Genomic DNA, 17873 nt, shown 5'->3' with positions numbered 1-17873 from the left:
CTTGTTCACTATCGGTCGCTAAGGAGTACTTAGGTTTGGAGGATGGTCCCCCCATATTCAAGCAGGGTTTCACGTGCCCCGCCCTACTCAAGGATCCGCAACTTTCTTACCTGTACGGGACTATCACCCACTATGGTTGCCTTTTCCAAAGCATTCCAGTTTCTTATTACAGACCACTGACCTATTCCGCGTTCGCTCGTCACTACTAACGGAGTCTCATTTGATTTCCTTTCCTCCAGCTACTTAGATATTTCAGTTCACTGGGTTAGTTTTGCATACCTATGAATTCAGCATGCAATGACCAATAAATTGGCCGGGTTTCCCCATTCGGACATCTGCGGATCAAAATCTGTTGACAACTCCCCGCAGCTTATCGCAGCCTACCACGTCCTTCATCACCTCTTAGCGCCAAGGCATCCATCAAGTGCTCTTTCTTATTTATTCATTCGCAGCGATACGTGCAGTATTAAAACCACACTATTCTTATACTTTATCAGCTAATCGAATCGAGACCATCCCGGAAATTTTCTTTAAAGGGATAATCTCTACAATTGATCTTTCTACTAACTTGTCAACCAGCAAGCACAGGCTAAAAACCTACGCTCCTACAGAGCAACAATTTTTAACCAAGAATGCTCTATGTGTCAACACATTACTTTTAATTTTGCATTACTTTTTCTCAAATCCCATAACGACCTCCATATACCCTCTGTGAGACGTTGCTCGATTCGATATAAAGAGTTATTCTGGTGTGGTGTGGGATTAGCCAGTATACCCAACTTTGACGCTGGTAAACCAATACCTCTCACAAGGATGTGTTCAAAAATGACTGATGTGCTTGAAGATTTCGTTGCTGTTTCGCACCATGAAAATTTCAAACTGTACTATCGCGTATATCATCCCCACCTGTTGCGACACAAGATACCGTTGATCTGCGTCCATGGCATTGCCGGAAATTGCTCAGACTTTGAGTACCTAGGCACAGAGGTTGACAGCTTTTGCGTTATAACACCCGATATTGCCGGCCGCGGTAACAGCGACTGGCTGAATGACTACAAACTTTACAACTACGATACCTACTGCTCATGCATACTGCAATTAATGCAACACCTTGCTATCGAAAAAGTGAATTTCGTTGGAACATCCATGGGAGGAATCCTAGGTATGCACCTTGCATCCCGTGCCCCTCACGCCATTAACACCCTTGTGCTAAATGACATCGGCCCATATATGGCGGAACGTCCATTGCAGGTTTTAACCCAGTACCTGCTGAGACGCCCCGTCTTCGGTGACATCGCTGAAGCCCGCACGCATCTAGAGAAGTCCTTAAGGGGCTTTGGTATCGACAAAGAAGAGCACTGGGATCACATTGTAAAGCACTACGTTACACCCTGCCCTGGTGGATATACGCTAACTTTTGATCCAAAAATCGGAACAGCCCTGGAGCAAGAACTTATACCCGCGGGATACATTATGGACATATGGCATATCTGGAATAAGATTCAGTGCAAAACACTGGTTCTGCGTGGCGAATATTCCAATGTGCTCACGTCAGATATATTGCGTACAATGATTTCTAGCAAAATTGACGTTACCGCCCTCGAGTTAAAAAATACCGGTCACGCGCCAGCATTTTTCACGTCTGATAGGATAGGCATAATCGTTGATTGGCTTACCAGTGGCCGATTGCAGAACGCTCATCAGAGTACGCATAGATGAAATGCACTTGAAAAGTAACTGTTTACGGAGTAGTATCCCAGGACTGAAGATACTTTGGCAGAGGAGTTTGGCGTGGGTAAGCCTAGCACTAACTTAACTGACGAGCAGATTTTATCCTCATACAGGCACATGTTGCTGTTGCGTAGACTCGAGGAAAAAATAGGACAGCTTTACAGTATGCTGCTGATAAGGGGATTCTGCCACTTATACATAGGCCAAGAAGCAGTAGCTGTTGGCATAAATAACGTGTTAAAGCCTACAGACGCAGTGATAACAAGTTACCGCGAGCACGGATTCGCACTTACTTCGGGGGTCAGCGCCGGCCAAATAATCGCCGAACTTATGGGGAAAGGAACGGGCTGCGCAATGGGCAAGGGTGGCTCGATGCACATGTTTAACGTGAAAAGGAATTTCTACGGAGGACATGGGATTGTAGGGGCTCAGGTACCCATAGGCACCGGGATAGCTTTTGCTATGAAATACAAGGAGACAGGCGGGGTTGTTTTTACATGTCTCGGTGATGGCGCAATAAACCAGGGACAGGTCTACGAATCCTTCAACATGGCCGCGTTATGGAGCCTCCCCGTTGTCTATGTTGTTGAAAACAATGAATACGCAATGGGGACCTCTATTGGTCGGTCTTCGTTTGTGACAGACCTTTATAAACGCGGGGAAAGCTGCGGAGTTCCAGGACGTCCAGTAGATGGCATGAACATGTTTACGGTCACCCAAGAAGCTGCAAGTGCTGCAGAGCATTGTCGCAAGGGCAAGGGACCAGTGCTCTTAGAGATGAAGACCTATCGGTATCGTGGACACTCTATGTCGGATCCGGCAAAATACCGCACAAGAGAGGAAGTTGAAGAAGTACGGAACAACAAAGACCCGTTGTGTATAGTACAGAAGCACATATTAGAGAATGGAATAGCGTCGGAGGACTTGCTTGACTCTTACGATAAGGAGATCAGAGCAGAAATAAAAAGTGCTGTTGAATTCTCAGAGACTTCGCCTTCACCTGCAGAAGAAACTTTGTATACCGACGTATACAAAAGTTCTGCCAACTCACAAGGCTGAATCTAGATAAACGTTTATGCTAAATTCCGACCCAGGGTGGAGTTTGTACGTTCGCCTTTCGTTTGTGCAAGACTTGGATATGCCCCTGCTACGTAATTTGTTGTGTGTGGAGCTGTAGTTTTTATTTGATTGAACCCGCAGCGTGCTATACGTGGAGTTTCTACATGCCTTGTGGCTCCTGACCTACTGTTCTGGTTGTGATACATAGTACGGCATGAGTTTTTTGTTGGGCATGAGATGATGTTAGGTCTCTCTTCTGAAAAGCAGCATCTGTAAAACGTTGCCTGCACAGTGTACTTTTGCGCGCCACGCACTACACTGCAACAGCCGGCATACCTTGAACGGAATTTGTTTCAAATGCCTGTGACGCACTTCTCGCAAATACATAGTGCTCCCCCTCCCGAAAGACCTAAATAATTCTGGTAAAACCCTTGTGGCTAGGCAATTGACCTCGAGGCCACTTTTGAATGTACAAGCTTATAGATCATCCAAACCTCTCGCAGCACACCGTGATTTACTACAGTACATCTCCACCAAAACTGATTGATGGCAGTTTTGTAGTGAGCCGAACGAAGCGCTCATATTGCAGCTGCCGACAGAGCCAAGGAGCTTATTACTTCTTCCTCTTATCATCATAAAAGGGCTGATGTTTCTGCACATGCGTACTTCGCTGCTGACGCTACCCATAACTACGCACCATATCCATGACGCTATCAGCATATAGTGCACCTTCATAAACAGGCACCGCGCGCGGTAAAGTATCGCTGTGGCAGCCCGTAGCTGTACTATTATCAAGACTTTAACGCAAGGAGTCTCCAAAGTAACGGCAGGCACTTTTTACCACTGTTTGGTTTGCAGATTTGACTATTGGTGCTAGACTGGTGCGTATTAGTGTTGCGGATACAGTGGCTATGAAAAGTGCTTTTGTCGTTTTTGTTGTGGTGCTGCTCTACAGTTCTGCTGCCTTTTGTAAGCAAGAGCCTCGTTCCATAGCCGCAGATGACCATATCAAACTTATCAACTTCAATCCGCAGGCAATACACAGATACACAGGCTTTTATGGATATCAGTCAAGCATTTTGTTTGAATCCGGTGAGACAATTTCCACCGTCTCAATGGGTGATTCCACAGGGTGGCAACTCGTACCCCAGGGCAATCGCTTATTTATAAAGCCTGTAGCAGATGATGCAGATACTAATGTGACGATAATCACGAACAGGCGCGTATACTACTTTGAGTTACATGCTGAAGAGGCTACAGGCCTGGACGACCCAAGGCTTGCCTATGAAGTGAGGTTCGTGTATCCAAGCATGGAAGGTAGCGTCGATACGGGTGCATCTGCAGGAAGTGGAGGTTTGTTGTTCCCTATATATCAGACTGACGTACCTGATCTTAGTGATCCCGACGTAGCGCGTAAGGGCCTTAATTTCGACTATTCCGTATCTCACACTGCAGGCTCTGAGGATATAGTGCCTCTTAGGGTTTTTGATGACGGGAAGTTTACGTATATGCAGTTTTCCAACGTGAATGGTGATTTACCGTCTATTTTCAACGTGGATTCACAGGGTTATGAGTCTTTGGTGAATTTTCGAGTCGCTGGGGATTACGTGATTATAGAGCGTGTTTCAAGAGCCTTAACTCTGAGATATGGCTCAAGTACGGCTTGCGTGTTCAATGAGAAAAAGGCCATCATATCTCACGTTCCTGCAACAATTGCCAAGAAATAACCGCTTTACTAGGAGGATTGTGTATGTCATGTGTTACTGAAGTCGGCGACTCGGATTTTACTGCTAAGGTTATAAACGCAAGTGGGTACTCTCTTGTAGACTTTTGGGCACCTTGGTGTGGACCTTGCGTAGCCTTTGCGCCTCAGTTGGAAAAGCTGGCTCAGCAATATGCTGGTGAATTAAGTGTGTATAAGCTCAATGTGCAAGATAATCAGGATGTGCCGATAAAATATGGTATCAGCGCTGTGCCGACTTTCATATTGTTCAAGGGTGCTACAGAATCGGCTCGGATCGTAGGAGCAAATCTACAACAGATAGTAGGTGCAATAGATAGCGCCTTAGGCAAACAAGCTTAGGGTGTCTTGCGAAATTCCGGTTTACATAGTTAGTGATGGGTTGCTTGGCGCTGCGCTTTCGTCGTGCTGTAGGCGTGGTGAATGAGTGGGGCGGCCTATATTTAGGCATGCCTACGTAAACAGTAGCCGAGCTCGGAGTGCGAACTCTAGCCGCGCGGCGACTTGAGTCACAATGCACATGCCATGCTTTGGATCATTTCCCGATTTTCCGTGTACATCACAATAGGTCCACGGCGCAACGCTTCTATCCCGTAGTCCGACCTTATAGCGATATTCTTAAGATGTTGCAGCGTTGACGGGTTAGTCAATGCGCATCACGTATATTTTGTACGATGACTACCGCCTACGTGGTAGAAGTGATAGCACAAAAAGTTGGGTTGCACCCGCGCTGTGCATGTCCTTAAGCCACCATAATCCAGCCTGCGGTGCAGTAAAAACTGTCACATTAGGCATTTTTTGCTATGGGAAAAGCTGTGGCACTGCTGAAGTGACGAACTCAGTCCCAAAACAGGCGGTGACAACGCGTTATTTATACCCCACAAGCACACATCGGGAAAACACCACTCAACCTAGTTTACATAAGCAACGCTACGTAGTACCTGTCCAGGCGGAAAGAATCCACTAGGTTAAAAAGCCAAAGTACGATAACGGGCTTCACAAGGGTAACGTCGCTCCTCGTGACAATAAAATTCACCTTCTGAATTTAGAAACACGTGATTATGGTTATTAACAACGGGATACTAGCGGCCGAGGCGCGGATTTAAAGCTTCTCCATCTCGCCTATTATGAGCACCTTCTTGCAGCTGGTAGCGTGTTACCTAGAAAACATGCAGATGCTCGAAGGGTATAACTACAAACCTTGCTCACAGATAGAAAGCGCCACTTAATTGATCTGGAATACAACACGCAGCTACTGGAGGCTCTGCCATCACAGGATCTCTCAAAACTAACCACCAATCTGGCCCATACGACTTTGGCACCAAGACAAAACACTAAGACTGGCGGAAATCAGTGCGTATCAATCCCTGACGTTTGCGTCTGCTCTGGGTCGATTGATTCAATGTTAAGTGTGATATCTTTTATCACTTTATCGCAATACTGATGCAGTTCTTTACCTCTATTATAGAGCTCCACGCTTCTTTCTAGTGAAACATTTCCCTCCTCAAGCTCCCCTACTATCCGCTCTAATTCCTGCATCGCTTCTTCAAACTTACCGCTGATATTAATGGACATTTTCCAAATACCTGTTACACTTCGAGGAGTGTATCTCTTCTAAAAAATAATTACAAGTGCATCACGATAAGACACGTGCGGTAGTGCATCGTCCTGCAAAGAACGCCATGCAATCCGGTTCCTACCGTGGGGATCTGTGGTATGTGGATTTTGAGCCTTCCAACACTCAGTACGTAGAATCCCTTATGGGATGGGTAGGATCCTCTGATACATCACAACAAGTGCGTTTAAGTTTTAATACAAAAGAAGAGGCTATCTCGTATGTGCAGGATAAGGGAATACCATATATTGTGTTACGAGATAACGTGTCAAAAAAAGTGCCTAAATCATACGCGTCAAATTTCTTGAGAAACAGGGGCTTGTAGCCTATTTAGGAGACCAAGTTTGTGACATAATGTGTTGTGGGAGGATTCTGACTTGTGTTAAAGTACCTCCGTGAATTGCTGTCCCGCCGGATTTAGAAGTTCTAGTATGTTCTCTGCTTTGCTACTCAAGGTTTTACCCCTATATACGACCATACTACTGGGGTTTGTTGCCGGCAAGTTTGTAAAGCTCGATAGCGCTACTATAGGCAAGGTGCTGTTTTACATCATTAGTCCTATGGTGGTGTTCTTTGGCATTCTCAAGATTAAGATAAGCCCGGAGTTTATGTCGCTGCCAGTTTTCACTTTTGTGATCTGCTGCGTTATGTCATTCATAGTGTACAAAGTCTCCGCATTGGTCTTTCGGGACCACACGAGAAACATGCTCGCCTTCAGTTCAGGCAGTTCAAGCATGGGCTTCTTTGGTCTTCCAGTTGCCATTGCCCTATTTGACGAAGAAACAGTATCCGTGTATCTGCTGTGCTACGTGGGTATGTTGTTTTTCGAGAACAGTTTCGGCTTCTATATAGTAACGCAGAGGCTCTACACACCGAAACAGTGCGCTAAGAGGCTGTTTCTTTTGCCTGCGTTTCATGCAGCAGTTTCTGCATTGCTTCTAAATTATTATGAAGTTCACATACCCTTGTTCCTTACGGGTATAGCTCCTAGTATGACAAACACATATATGGTGCTAGGTATGATCCTTCTTGGAGTCACTATTGCCAATATCAAGGACTCATCCATAGATTTCAAGTTAATCACAACAACCGTGCTGATAAAATACGTGGCTTGGCCACTGGTGATTCTAGCACTGATATTCTTGGATAGAACTGGACCAAAATGGTATAACTCCCAGGTCTACCAATCCCTCATTTTGTTGGCAATAATTCCGGTGTCAACTACAGGGGTGATTCTTGCATCTATGTTTAACTATCAGCCCGACCGCGCTGCTATGATCCTGCTGATTAGCACTGTTATAGGGATGTTTTACGTGCCACTGATGATATCCCTCCTTTTCATGTAAAACCTCCAGGTTCTTGTCATGTTCGAGAAGCGGCCGCTGAGGCATAAAGTGGCAAAGCAGCTCGTTGCCTTCAGGAATAAGCCAACATTGCAATATCACCGTAACAGGATGAAACGTAAATCCGCCGTGTCACAGCAAACTACCTGAAACGTGATAAACCGCCCCTATTCCCGACTCATCTCACAGCTATAACCGTAAGGCTCGTATTCATTTAAGCTGAGTGTTCATTAGTCTCACTTTCTATCCATTTATTCATCTGGTTCTCTAATAGACAAAAATATACACAATGTCTCTCAGAGTTCTTATTGTCGCACTCGCGAGAACTATGAAGCACAAAGAACTACGGAACATGTACAGCGTGGAGAAACGTCTTGTGGCCACGCCCTACGCAGCTAGATATTTTCTATAACTTTCAGAAATAGCACATCAGAACTGCAGTATGACCTCTTATCAAGTAAAGAATATGCTTCTGGCAAGGAAACTTGCTCTCCTCTTCTAACCCGCAGAACCACAATACTATCAGCTCCACACCAACCTGACTCCATAAGCGCCCTCAAAGATACATCTATAAGACCGGGCTTATCGTAAGGGGGGTCCACAAAAGCGAGGTCATGCTTATTCTCTGCCCAACTCAGCTTTTGCACATCACAACAAAATGTACTCAACAGTTTATCCACTCCCAGAGTTACAGCTGTTCTATGTACCAGCCTGATATTAGTAGCATTTATATCCACTAAACACGCCCTTGCTGCCCCTCTGGATAGCGCTTCAAAAGACATGGATCCACTGCCACAGAAAATATCACATACACTTATGCCACTGATGGATATGTACGAACGCAAGATATTGAATACCGATTCCCTTATTATGGATACAGGTGGCCTTGCCTTTAGGGCTCCTCCGGTAAATACCCGGCGTCCTCTGAATATGCCTGATGTTATGCGTATCACAGTCTACAAAACTAGAGTTTTCTTATGAAGTGACGCTTGCGCATAGTTTCAATGAGGCGGTTACTCGCCGTCACTAGTTTTTCCGTGTAAGCAGCATGTCTTATTTTCGCAACATCTTCCATGCTCGGTTCTCCACCATCAGTGATGCCGCACAGCATGATAAAGTCTACCTTGCCACTTTCCCCGTTATCAGACCGCAAAATCTCATCACTCTTCGCACTCTCCAGCATAAGCTGAAGTCTTGATGAAAGGTCCCTTACACGAACCACAAGCCCTGCCGGCTGGAACCCAGCATTCTTTACGACTTCCTCAAAAGTAGCGCATGTAGCACCACGGGCCTTTAGAAAGTTTACCGTACTGTCAGCCTCAGACAACGGCACAGAAAGCTGCTTTAGGCTAGCAATGCTGTTTACAAATCCCTTCCTGACCCGAACCTTGCCAAGAACCTTCATGAGCATAAAGCCCCTTTCTATCCTGACAGGCCCTACTACTGACCCAACTTCTGCACGCAGCAGACCCGCCTTAACGTCCGCTACAAAGCCACCTATTGCTGCACCAACGGTGCGATCTACGTACACGCCGTGTTCTCTGTACCTTTCCGCAATCTTGTTCAAGTCCACACCCTTGTGCAGTTCACTTGAAACAGAATCAAGCACCGCTCCGGCGCGGAATGGCACAAACACTTGCTCCAGATCCAACACTGTTTCCAGGCCGTTTGACCTAGTCTCAGCAACATAGTGTGCCACCTCATCCTCTGTGATGGCGAGAAACGGCGCAACGCGTGCGGACAGGATCTTATTCCAAATTATCCTAGACCTTACATGCGACAGCAGAGATTCCCTATCGAGATTATTTGCGCCGGCGCACGAATCGAGGTTTTGACCGCTACACACCCCCAGAACAGAAAAAAGCTTACTTACTTCCTGGTCGATCTCCTCTTGCTCCACAGGTATACCGAGATCCTTAGCCTCTAGCTCAAGAACCACCTCATCAATGAGCGACTGCAAAACTTCGTCACGGTTACCTTCAGCGTAGGAGGTCTTGTGAAAAAACCCATTCGCCCGCTCACGTGCTTCGATATCAAGGCTAGTCAAAACCCTATCATCGACTACGGCTTCTATCCTAACAGAAGCATGCGCTGCACAGTGCACCACCACGAAACACAAAACCGAAATAAAGGGCACCCAGCGCAACATACAATGACCATGTCTAATACAGGCTAGAACGCAGATTCTACCAAAAAACAAACCTGTGTCAAAATGCTATTTTTCTCCCGCAGTCACAGACGCCCAAAATACGGAAGTACATCCTAAAGCCTAGAACCTTAAACCTGTGGGCGAACGACCGGGATTGAACCGACGACCCCCAGTGCCACAAACTGGTGCTCTACCAACTGAGCTACGTCCGCCACAGAGACAAACAACTATCACATCTACGTTGGAAGAGTCAAGCTCAACAAACTCCATACTTCTCAACGGTAGTTGTCACGCACACGCCGTTCATGGCGCCATATTGTATCCAAGTACTCATACGTCTCGACACCGTATAGGGAATAGCTTGTTATTTGGACGTCAAAATAAGTTGTGCAACCCATCTAATGAGAGTTATCTAGAAAGATCCCGTGATATAGCAATGTTCCTTCCATAATCAAGACCGCGGTCCAAGCCTTCTAACAACCTCATCTTTCCCAATAAATGGCAAAAGTTGTGCCAACCCTGGCCCTGTTGTTTTCCCTGTAATGGCTTGCCTCAGAGACAGCATGACATCCCGGGTACTGCGATTCGCCTTCTCCTGCACTTGGCGTAACCATACCTTACAAACATCACTATTTAAATCTCCTGCAGGTAATAAATCCCTGGCTAAAATTAAAAACTCTTTTTCCTTATCGTCAACAGCAGGAGTTATTCCGGCATTACAGACGTCAACCCAACTCTTCACGTCCTCCAAGACGTCTATGTTTTCACGCACTAAATGCCAAAACTCCTCCGAACACTCAACACCAAGAGACGCTATTCTCTCTTTAACCTCAGCAAATGACAAACCCTGAAGTATCTTGTTGTTTATCCTTAGAATATCATCTAGGAAAAACTTCATGGGGGCCTGGTTGAATGTTGTTATGTCAAATGTTTCCACCAATGCACGTAAATCCTTTTTTGGCTCTACCGGAAGTGAAGTCCCTATTCTTGCCAAGTAACTGTTTATGGCCATTGCCTCTACCCCAGACTTCCTAAGCTCATCAATGCACACTGCATTCTTATTTTCTTCGCAGCGTTTGGAGATTTTGGAATCACCAATGTGCACAAGTGGCAAATGAGAAAATACCGGCACATGCGCCTGTAAAATATCTAGCATGCATATCTGAGTTGCAGTGTTGCTCACATGGTCTTCTCCCCGCACAACGTGAGTCACCGCATAGTCAATATCGTCAACTACCGATGGGAACATATAGGTATACGTACCATCCGTACGCTTTATAATTGGGTCACTTATATGCTGTGCACGAAACGTCACACGGCCACGAACCTCATCTTCCCAGGTGACTTCCTTGCTTTGGTCAATCTTCAACCTAAAGTACGGCTTTCTTCCACTAAAAGACTGTATCTCCTCCTTAGTAGCCTTAAGGGCACTCCTATCATATATCGGAGGAAGCCCCATCTTTAGCATCATGCTTCTTTTGACTTCCAGTTCTTCAGGCGTCTCATAGCACGGGTAAATTGCTCCCTGCTCCACCAATGAGTCAAATATATCGTTGTATCTCTCTATCCTAGAGCTTTGGCTAAAACAGAAATCCCAATCCACTCCGAGCCACGCTAAATCCCTTTTGATGGCCTCCACGTACCTTTCTTCGGACCTCTGTACATCTGTGTCATCAATCCGAAGCAATAACTTACCTCCCTTTTTTCGGGCGTACAGCCAACATATAAGGGCCGTTCTGGCATTACCTATATGGATATACCCTGTAGGACTCGGCGCAAACCGCGTTATCATATTACCTCCTAGGAACAACACAACGTACCATGCCGAAAACACTAGCTCCTCCACGAAGAGATAGCAACATCGCAGTGTTCTTAGCCCAGTTCTCATGTGATAAATTCCTTTACACAGGTCGTCACGGATGTGAAGGTTGAATCTTTGTGATTTACCACCGCGAGTTTTCACCCTAGAATGGCGGTCTTAGTCTGTACCTTCGGTGAACGTGAACTTTTTCCGTGTTTATACTCATGCATCAGGCAAAGTTGAGTATGCCAGAGATGGGTTCAACATCAGTGCGTTTCTTTTCGTGCTGTTCTTCACAATGTACAAAGGGCTGTGGCTTTTATCCCTTGTGGTGTTCTGCGCATCTGGGATTTCCTACACACTGTACAGCACGCAGGTTATAACTCTGCCATATTATTTGATCATCGAGTTGCTTATTAAGCTTTACGTTGGGTTTTCCTACTCTGACTGGCTGTATAAAAAGCTGAAAAAAAAGAAATACAAGCTTGCTGATATAGTACTGGCCCAGGGAACAATGCACGCAAAGCTTAAGTTTATGAAGCGACAGAACAAGGCCTCAAGAAAGCAGACTAGAAATTCAAGTCTGGCACTAGAAAGCCTGGACTAATCCTGGACAATTGCTCCCAGATAGCTATGCCTTCTTCGAGTGCCAGAATGGAGTGTCTACAAGGCTCGTGCTGGCAACGGCAAGGTCCCTTTTGTTTATAATCCCAGCCTCATATCCCATCCTGCCGCAATGTACTGCATGTTTGAAAGCTTGTGCCATAAGCGCTGGATCAAGTGCTCTTGATACCGCGCTATTGACCAAAACACCGTCTATACCCATCTCCATAATCATGGCAGCATCAGACGGCCTTCCTATACCTGCATCCACGATAATAGCTGCGTTGTCGTATCTTACCCGTAACAATCTTAACCCATGTGTATCTAATACACCTAACCCTGAACCTATGGGCGCTGCTCCTGGCATAACCACACGGCAACCACAGTCCAACAGACGCTTGCACACAGTAAGATCACTTGTGCAGTATGGGAAAACATCAAACCCTTGCTTTATGAGCTCTTTTGCAGCCTCACAAAGCGCCACAATATCTGGATGGAGAGTATAATCGTCCCCAATAATTTCGAGCTTGACCCAAGTAGTGTCAAAAATCTCCCGCGCCATTTGCGCCATTAATACTGCATCGCTTACGGTATGGCACCCAGCAGTATTAGGCAATATCCTGCAGTTACTTTCTTTGACTATATCCCAGAAACCCTGGCCGCCTCCTGCCTCAGGCATCTGGCGTGACAAAGAAACTGTTATAACTTCTGCTCCAGAATTGGCTACGGCCCGGCGCAAAACATCTGGAGAGGGAAATTGTGCAGTACCCAAGAATAGCCTGCTATCCAAACGAACTCCGTATACATCCCACACTACGATGCTCCCCAATAACAAACTTCAATACGGATTATAATCAACCACCTTGCATAGGGTATACTATGTCTATAGAGTCCCCGTTGCTCAGCTTATAGTCCCTGTAGTGTGCCTTTGTTACAAGGACCCTGTTCACCGCAACTGCGAACGGTTCCTTGACATCACATCGCTCTATTGCATCAAACAATACACTACCTGCCCCTATTTCTCGACTTTCACCGTTAACTCGAATGCTAATAAGATCTTCCATACTTCACCAGCAAAATGAGGCTGTACCCAACATACCATAGTTTTACTGGCTGGTAACCCCTATCACAGATGAAATCGTAAGGATAAATATACGAAGACGCACAAAATGGAGCCCATTGCACACCTATGGCATCCATGTTTAACTGAGCATAAATTTTGGCGGGCTCTCATGTTACCAGCACACATAAAAAATGCTAAGTACGGCTCTCAGCATAACGATAACAACTCCCCTTTTCTCACAGAGGCTTTTCACGGTCTCGCTAACCACCTAGCACATAAAAACTCTATTTCCGCTTTGCACGGATTTGTATTAACAACATCAGGTGTAAACTCTGCGATGTGTGACTACCCGTACCTAGACATCTTGCACCAGAACCTGAGGTTGACACCAAAAAATAGTGGTATTCTTTCAAGCTCACATAAGGGCCATCATGTGCAGGTATGGGGGACTGAACTATTCACACGAATTCTTATGGGGTTACCTGAAGAAGCTCGCAACGCCATAAAAGTTCCCTTACAAGATTTAGCCCAGTGTTTGGCGGCGGAGCTGTCTAATGTATTTCGAAAAACTCACATATGTGAAGTATATAGCAGTCAGTACCTTGCTTACGTTCGCAAAAAAATAGATGATCATCTCAAGCATTCATGCGTAGAACTCCCCATAATAGATGAGCACGTCATAGCCCGGGAGAGCCTAGGCATTTTGGATGACATGGCTGGCTATTTCACATCAACAAAACACCGGAGGCTATTCCTTCTGTTGTCTTTCTTTGGAACAAATTGTGATACAGACTCCGATTTATACTCTTCAAAAATACTGAAAGAGGTTTTGCATTACAGTCAAAAGACGTCTCTTTCCACAAAACAAAACCTAAATCCCCACGAGGAACACTGCAGAAAACAAATTTTCACTGCAATACAGAAAGCCATTAAGTGCATCAGTACCGACCTTGAAAAAGCTCAGGCATTCGTGGCTAGCAACTTCCCTTGGTACTGCATTATCAAGAAGTTACGCCAAATGTTTTATGCCTTGTTCACAATACCGGTACTTACTCACATATTTCATACTGTAAAGGAAACAGACTCCGCATATAAAGACAGCATAATGTTCGGAGACTGCCTGGAATTTTTTTCCTCTTTGCAAGAAATTGAGACCACGTTGAGTTGTCATATCAAATATGCTTCCACGCTTTTCTCATCTCTTCGCGAAATCAAACACACATATACGGTCGAACCACATTCAGACTATGTTGCAAGCGTGAGATCATGTACGACAGGTTACAGAACATCACCGATTTGTTCCGCCACCTCTGCAAATTGCAACAAGTTGCAACACAAGATCCGTGCCGGGTTTAGCGCAATGCATAGTACTGCATCGTCAGGCAGTAATGTAGTTGCAAAAGCTTTCGCTAGGATACGAAACAAAGTCTCCTCGCCAAAAACACATCTTTCCGCCATAACAGCAGAAAGCTGCCACATCCCATCTGCAGGCGAATCCCTACACGTCAGCAGGCTATCTGCAGCACATACTCGTCCACACTATAATTCTGAATGCACTGTAGCTAGCAATGACAATGATTGCCGATATTCTAAACGGTCGAAGAGGAAGTTACCATCTTGGAGAAAGCATTTGCTCAAAAAGGCTCATAAGCTATTGTCTCCTCGTTTGTCCACGTTTCTACATAGCAAAAAGTTAAGAACGTATACCGGAATGTACAGAGCAATGTCCATCAGCGCGCTACAGTCTCATTATTCGACAGCAACAGACTTGATACAAAGCAAAGGAAAAAAGCCGTTGCATGACCTGGCTGAAAACGGGGCTAACTCTTTCGGTGATGATACACAGCACCTTGGAAAAACGCCGTCATGCAGCTCAATAAGTTCTATGTCCACTGACGAAGCGTTATCGGATGCACCACTATATAAACCGGCATTACAGCCAGTTAACAGTCCTTCAGTACGCACAAAGAAAAAAGGCAAGAAGTTGGGCTTTCTCATGAAAAAAGGAAAAAAGAAATCATGCAGCAAGGGCACAGCAGTCTGCGCTACTGCAAATGATAGCATAGCGAAAGGGGGCGTCACCGCACAGGAAACTACTGCAACCGAACATAGTGATGCAGGCTACAACAATGTTTTTCAGGATACCAAAAAAAGCAAGAAGGTAAGCGCTCTACGTAGGTTGTTGCGAAAAACAACAAAGACAAAAGAAATCGCAATGTAACAACTGAGCACCTTTATCAGAGAGTAACGGGTTATGCTTCGTGACCCGTGTGGCTACATTCGGCAGCATGTGTGCTGCAATGTGTGCATACTGTAGAAACGGCGAACCACGGGTACACGCCGCTTACAAGCAGCGCCACGTGCTGACCAGCCCGCCAAATAGGCAGAATTGCGATGTGACAGTGCCAAAATGCCGCCACAGCATACTGGTACAGCAGTACAGCTGGTGAAACCGTTGGAATTAAGTACTGAGTACAGCCGGGGACGCATATCGTTGCTCAAAGCACGGACCATAAATGCAGTATGGGTTACTTGGCAGAAAGCCTTATGCCAAAGACCTGTTCAGTGCGGAAACGTGCGAAACACATACCAAATGCATGCGTATCCAACTCATCTGAAGCACAACAAACGCCCGGCGCAAGATCATCTTAGCCGGTAACAGTCTTTTATAGGAATTATGTAGAGAGCCACGAAAACCGGAAGGTGAGAAGCCCTATATGCTTTCAACTCCCTTTATCGCAGGAATGTAATAACTGAGCATACCGTATACGCCATCCTTTAGGGTAACAGCAGCACTTGGGCACCCCGAGCAAGCACCACGGAGCTTTACAAAAACTACGCCGTCCTTATATCCGCGGAATTTTATATCCCCACCATCCTGGGCTACTGCAGGCCTAACATAATTCTCTATTAGTTCCTTAACCTGTTGCACAATTTCTGTGTCAGCTTCATCGAAAAACTCCTTCTCCTCGCTTTCGATACTGCCTTGATCTTGGTCATCACCCGAAGCTCTGAGGGCAAAGTAGTCAGTCATTACCACAAGCACTTCGGGCCTTAGGCTATCCCATAAAACACTGCCGGCCTTCGTGATAGACACAAAATCTCCTCCGAAAAACACCTTTTCTACACCATCAACCTCAAACAATAGCCTAGCCAAGGGCGACGACTGCGCATCATCAGCGTTAAGAAACTCAGCTCCACTATCTATACCCACCATCTCAGGGCTTAACAGAAATTTTAAGGTATCGGGATTGGGTGTGTTTTCAATCTGTATAAACATAAACAAACCTTGCAATGCTCCAAGCGCCTGGAGTATAATTCACGCCACTGCGTGGATTGAGCAGTTTAGTTTAGTATATAGCGCAAATCAAGTTTCTTAATGGCATGCTGCTGGCAATTTTCGTTTTGATGTGTGTAATCGGGGCGCTGTTCCTACTCCCTGTCATCCTGGTATTTTTAATATTTTTGCTCAACAAAAACAGTATGGTACGTGCAAACTTCGGCGAAGATTTTCGTACTATCTTCAATAAATTTATGCACGATATACACAATCAGACGCAGAGAGGTGCCAGCTCCAGCACAGGTGATGGAGTATCCACCAGAGAAGCCCTGGAAATTCTGGGTCTGGAATCCGGCGCCAGCCGCGATCAGATAATTTCTGCGTACCATAGGCTGATGAAAAACACACATCCAGATAAGGGAGGCTCAGCATATTTTGCACAAAAGTTGAATCAAGCAAGAGATCGATTGCTGAACAAGAAATAACTTTTGTTGTCCGACACGCTGTATGAGCATGCACTGCCGGAGTATTATTAATTATTATTACAATAAACACTTGAAGAATGTTGGCTCTTCACAGCGCAGATACCTTCTGAGAAACCTGCTGGAAGTGAGCCAGGGTACTATGTACTGCCCAAGACAATGGCTTATGATGTAATAAATAGTAATACTGAAAGGCTAGGTGAGACGCTGTCCGTGCAGCGTGCTGAGGATATCGAATCCTTCGCTCATATCCTTCATGCGGCTCATCCTGTTGTTGATTCTTTACTTTGTAAAAATGGTACCAGGATTGTGGCGGAAAGTTCACACGGCGTATATATGAACGGCCTGGAGAAAAGTGTTGGCACAGAGTTGGGACGAGATTGCTCCGGCACACCGCGCCGTGGCACGAGCGGATTGGGCCTTGAGAATAGGCCGGGAATAAGCTTCGCAGTGTCAAGCGGCGGATCTGGTAAATGGCCTATGGTTAGTAAGTCTGTTGAATGGGATGAGGATAATGGTGGCGATCTGTACACGAATTGGGGACGAACCGAGAATGAGCGGCTGCAATGGATTTTCCCAAGGATAAAATACGTTGCGTCGACGCACAGCCGGTATGAGACCAAGGGCAACAAACAGATAGAGAGGAGTTGGTGGAGAAAGTACATGCTTATCGGACGCGCCGCGTGGCTAATGAAAAACCCAACCTGGTGGGACGAAAAGCGACGGGAAGCTGAGGTAGACGCATCTTCGCAAGTTGCTGGTGAGATGACTGATATGAATCTGGATAACAAGGCTATTGTGGCGGGGCATAAGAAGGCTACTGTCAGAAGTGGAGATTAAAACGGCGGACTCAGGTTTCAGACATTGTATGGCTCTTAACAATAAGGATGTTACAAATAGGCAAGAATTCAGAAATAAGTCAGGTAAGTCTTTGAAGTAAGAGAAAGTAACGAAACTAGAGCAGTATTTCCATATTTAAAGAATGGGAAGAGAGTCGAATTAAAGG

18 protein-coding genes, 1 tRNA gene and 1 rRNA gene are annotated in these 17873 nt (G+C 45.6%); 10 read left to right on the top strand and 10 right to left on the bottom strand.

Annotation, left to right across the window (positions count from 1 at the left end; all coding sequences use genetic code 11):
- Positions 1-444, bottom strand: a 23S ribosomal RNA gene (locus PGW94_RS03285); the annotation flags it as partial.
- A gap of 312 nt (positions 445-756) precedes the next feature.
- Between PGW94_RS03285 and PGW94_RS03280 the strand changes: the two genes are divergently transcribed.
- Entirely contained in the window at positions 757-1719 is a 963-nt protein-coding gene (locus PGW94_RS03280) for an alpha/beta fold hydrolase (RefSeq protein WP_271758608.1), read from the top strand.
- Between the two features lie 129 nt (positions 1720-1848).
- Positions 1849-2790 (top strand): pyruvate dehydrogenase (acetyl-transferring) E1 component subunit alpha, encoded by a 942-nt coding sequence (gene pdhA / locus PGW94_RS03275; RefSeq protein WP_271758616.1) that lies wholly within the window; start codon positions 1849-1851, stop codon positions 2788-2790.
- 477 nt (positions 2791-3267) lie between these two features.
- On the opposite strand, the gene PGW94_RS03270 is transcribed toward pdhA, so the two are convergent.
- Complete coding sequence (locus tag PGW94_RS03270; RefSeq protein ID WP_271758606.1) at positions 3268-3525, bottom strand: hypothetical protein; 258 nt, start codon at positions 3523-3525, stop codon at positions 3268-3270.
- Between the two features lie 176 nt (positions 3526-3701).
- Here PGW94_RS03270 and virB9 point away from each other — a divergent pair, with 176 nt between their 5' ends.
- Both virB9 and PGW94_RS03260 read left to right on the top strand, forming a co-directional pair.
- A complete protein-coding gene (virB9, locus tag PGW94_RS03265) occupies positions 3702-4517 on the top strand; it encodes a P-type conjugative transfer protein VirB9 (protein ID WP_271758614.1) in 816 nt (271 codons plus the stop codon).
- Positions 4518-4540: 23 nt separating this feature from the next.
- On the top strand, positions 4541-4873 hold the full coding sequence (locus PGW94_RS03260; RefSeq protein ID WP_271758604.1) for a thioredoxin family protein: 333 nt from the start codon (positions 4541-4543) through the stop codon (positions 4871-4873).
- Between the two features lie 1008 nt (positions 4874-5881).
- On the opposite strand, the gene xseB is transcribed toward PGW94_RS03260, so the two are convergent.
- Complete coding sequence (gene xseB, locus PGW94_RS03255) at positions 5882-6106, bottom strand: exodeoxyribonuclease VII small subunit (RefSeq protein WP_271758602.1); 225 nt, start codon at positions 6104-6106, stop codon at positions 5882-5884.
- 56 nt (positions 6107-6162) lie between these two features.
- On the opposite strand from xseB, the gene PGW94_RS03250 reads away from it, so the two are divergent.
- Positions 6163-6471 (top strand): ETC complex I subunit, encoded by a 309-nt coding sequence (locus PGW94_RS03250; RefSeq protein ID WP_271758600.1) that lies wholly within the window; start codon positions 6163-6165, stop codon positions 6469-6471.
- A gap of 106 nt (positions 6472-6577) precedes the next feature.
- On the top strand, positions 6578-7492 hold the full coding sequence (locus PGW94_RS03245) for an AEC family transporter (RefSeq protein ID WP_271758612.1): 915 nt from the start codon (positions 6578-6580) through the stop codon (positions 7490-7492).
- 392 nt (positions 7493-7884) lie between these two features.
- Here the strand turns inward: PGW94_RS03245 and PGW94_RS03240 are convergent, their stop codons facing one another.
- From PGW94_RS03240 to gltX, 4 genes are all read right to left on the bottom strand, one after another.
- Positions 7885-8442, bottom strand: coding sequence for an RsmD family RNA methyltransferase (locus tag PGW94_RS03240; RefSeq protein ID WP_271758598.1), 558 nt, complete (start codon positions 8440-8442; stop codon positions 7885-7887).
- A gap of 11 nt (positions 8443-8453) precedes the next feature.
- Complete coding sequence (locus tag PGW94_RS03235) at positions 8454-9638, bottom strand: SurA N-terminal domain-containing protein (protein WP_271758595.1); 1185 nt, start codon at positions 9636-9638, stop codon at positions 8454-8456.
- Between the two features lie 139 nt (positions 9639-9777).
- Positions 9778-9850 (bottom strand) — tRNA-His (locus tag PGW94_RS03230).
- A gap of 239 nt (positions 9851-10089) precedes the next feature.
- A complete protein-coding gene (gene gltX, locus PGW94_RS03225) occupies positions 10090-11430 on the bottom strand; it encodes a glutamate--tRNA ligase (RefSeq protein WP_271758592.1) in 1341 nt (446 codons plus the stop codon).
- A 208-nt stretch (positions 11431-11638) separates the two neighbouring features.
- Between gltX and PGW94_RS03220 the strand changes: the two genes are divergently transcribed.
- Positions 11639-12046 carry a DUF2628 domain-containing protein gene (locus PGW94_RS03220; RefSeq protein ID WP_271758590.1) on the top strand — a complete coding sequence of 136 codons (408 nt, stop codon included), beginning with the start codon at positions 11639-11641 and terminating at the stop codon, positions 12044-12046.
- A 24-nt stretch (positions 12047-12070) separates the two neighbouring features.
- Here the strand turns inward: PGW94_RS03220 and PGW94_RS03215 are convergent, their stop codons facing one another.
- The gene (locus PGW94_RS03215) at positions 12071-12856 is read right to left on the bottom strand and encodes a thiazole synthase (protein WP_271758610.1); all 786 of its coding nucleotides are present in this window, start codon (positions 12854-12856) and stop codon (positions 12071-12073) included.
- Positions 12857-12896: 40 nt separating this feature from the next.
- Positions 12897-13106 carry a sulfur carrier protein ThiS gene (thiS, locus tag PGW94_RS03210; RefSeq protein WP_271758588.1) on the bottom strand — a complete coding sequence of 70 codons (210 nt, stop codon included), beginning with the start codon at positions 13104-13106 and terminating at the stop codon, positions 12897-12899.
- 168 nt (positions 13107-13274) lie between these two features.
- Between thiS and PGW94_RS03205 the strand changes: the two genes are divergently transcribed.
- Complete coding sequence (locus PGW94_RS03205) at positions 13275-15326, top strand: hypothetical protein (RefSeq protein ID WP_271758586.1); 2052 nt, start codon at positions 13275-13277, stop codon at positions 15324-15326.
- Between the two features lie 492 nt (positions 15327-15818).
- Here PGW94_RS03205 and PGW94_RS03200 read toward each other — a convergent pair whose 3' ends face one another.
- Positions 15819-16385, bottom strand: a complete 567-nt coding sequence (locus PGW94_RS03200; protein WP_271758584.1) for a NifU family protein — start codon at positions 16383-16385, stop codon at positions 15819-15821.
- A 128-nt stretch (positions 16386-16513) separates the two neighbouring features.
- On the opposite strand from PGW94_RS03200, the gene PGW94_RS03195 reads away from it, so the two are divergent.
- Complete coding sequence (locus PGW94_RS03195) at positions 16514-16870, top strand: J domain-containing protein (RefSeq protein ID WP_271758582.1); 357 nt, start codon at positions 16514-16516, stop codon at positions 16868-16870.
- A gap of 156 nt (positions 16871-17026) precedes the next feature.
- Positions 17027-17707, top strand: a complete 681-nt coding sequence (locus PGW94_RS03190) for a hypothetical protein (RefSeq protein ID WP_271758580.1) — start codon at positions 17027-17029, stop codon at positions 17705-17707.
- Positions 17708-17873 lie beyond the last annotated feature (166 nt).

Source organism: Candidatus Anaplasma sp. TIGMIC (genome assembly GCF_028204095.1).
Classification (GTDB): Bacteria; Pseudomonadota; Alphaproteobacteria; order Rickettsiales; family Anaplasmataceae; genus Anaplasma.
Note: the sequence above shows the minus strand (reverse complement) of the source record. Positions and strands in the feature narration are given on the sequence as shown.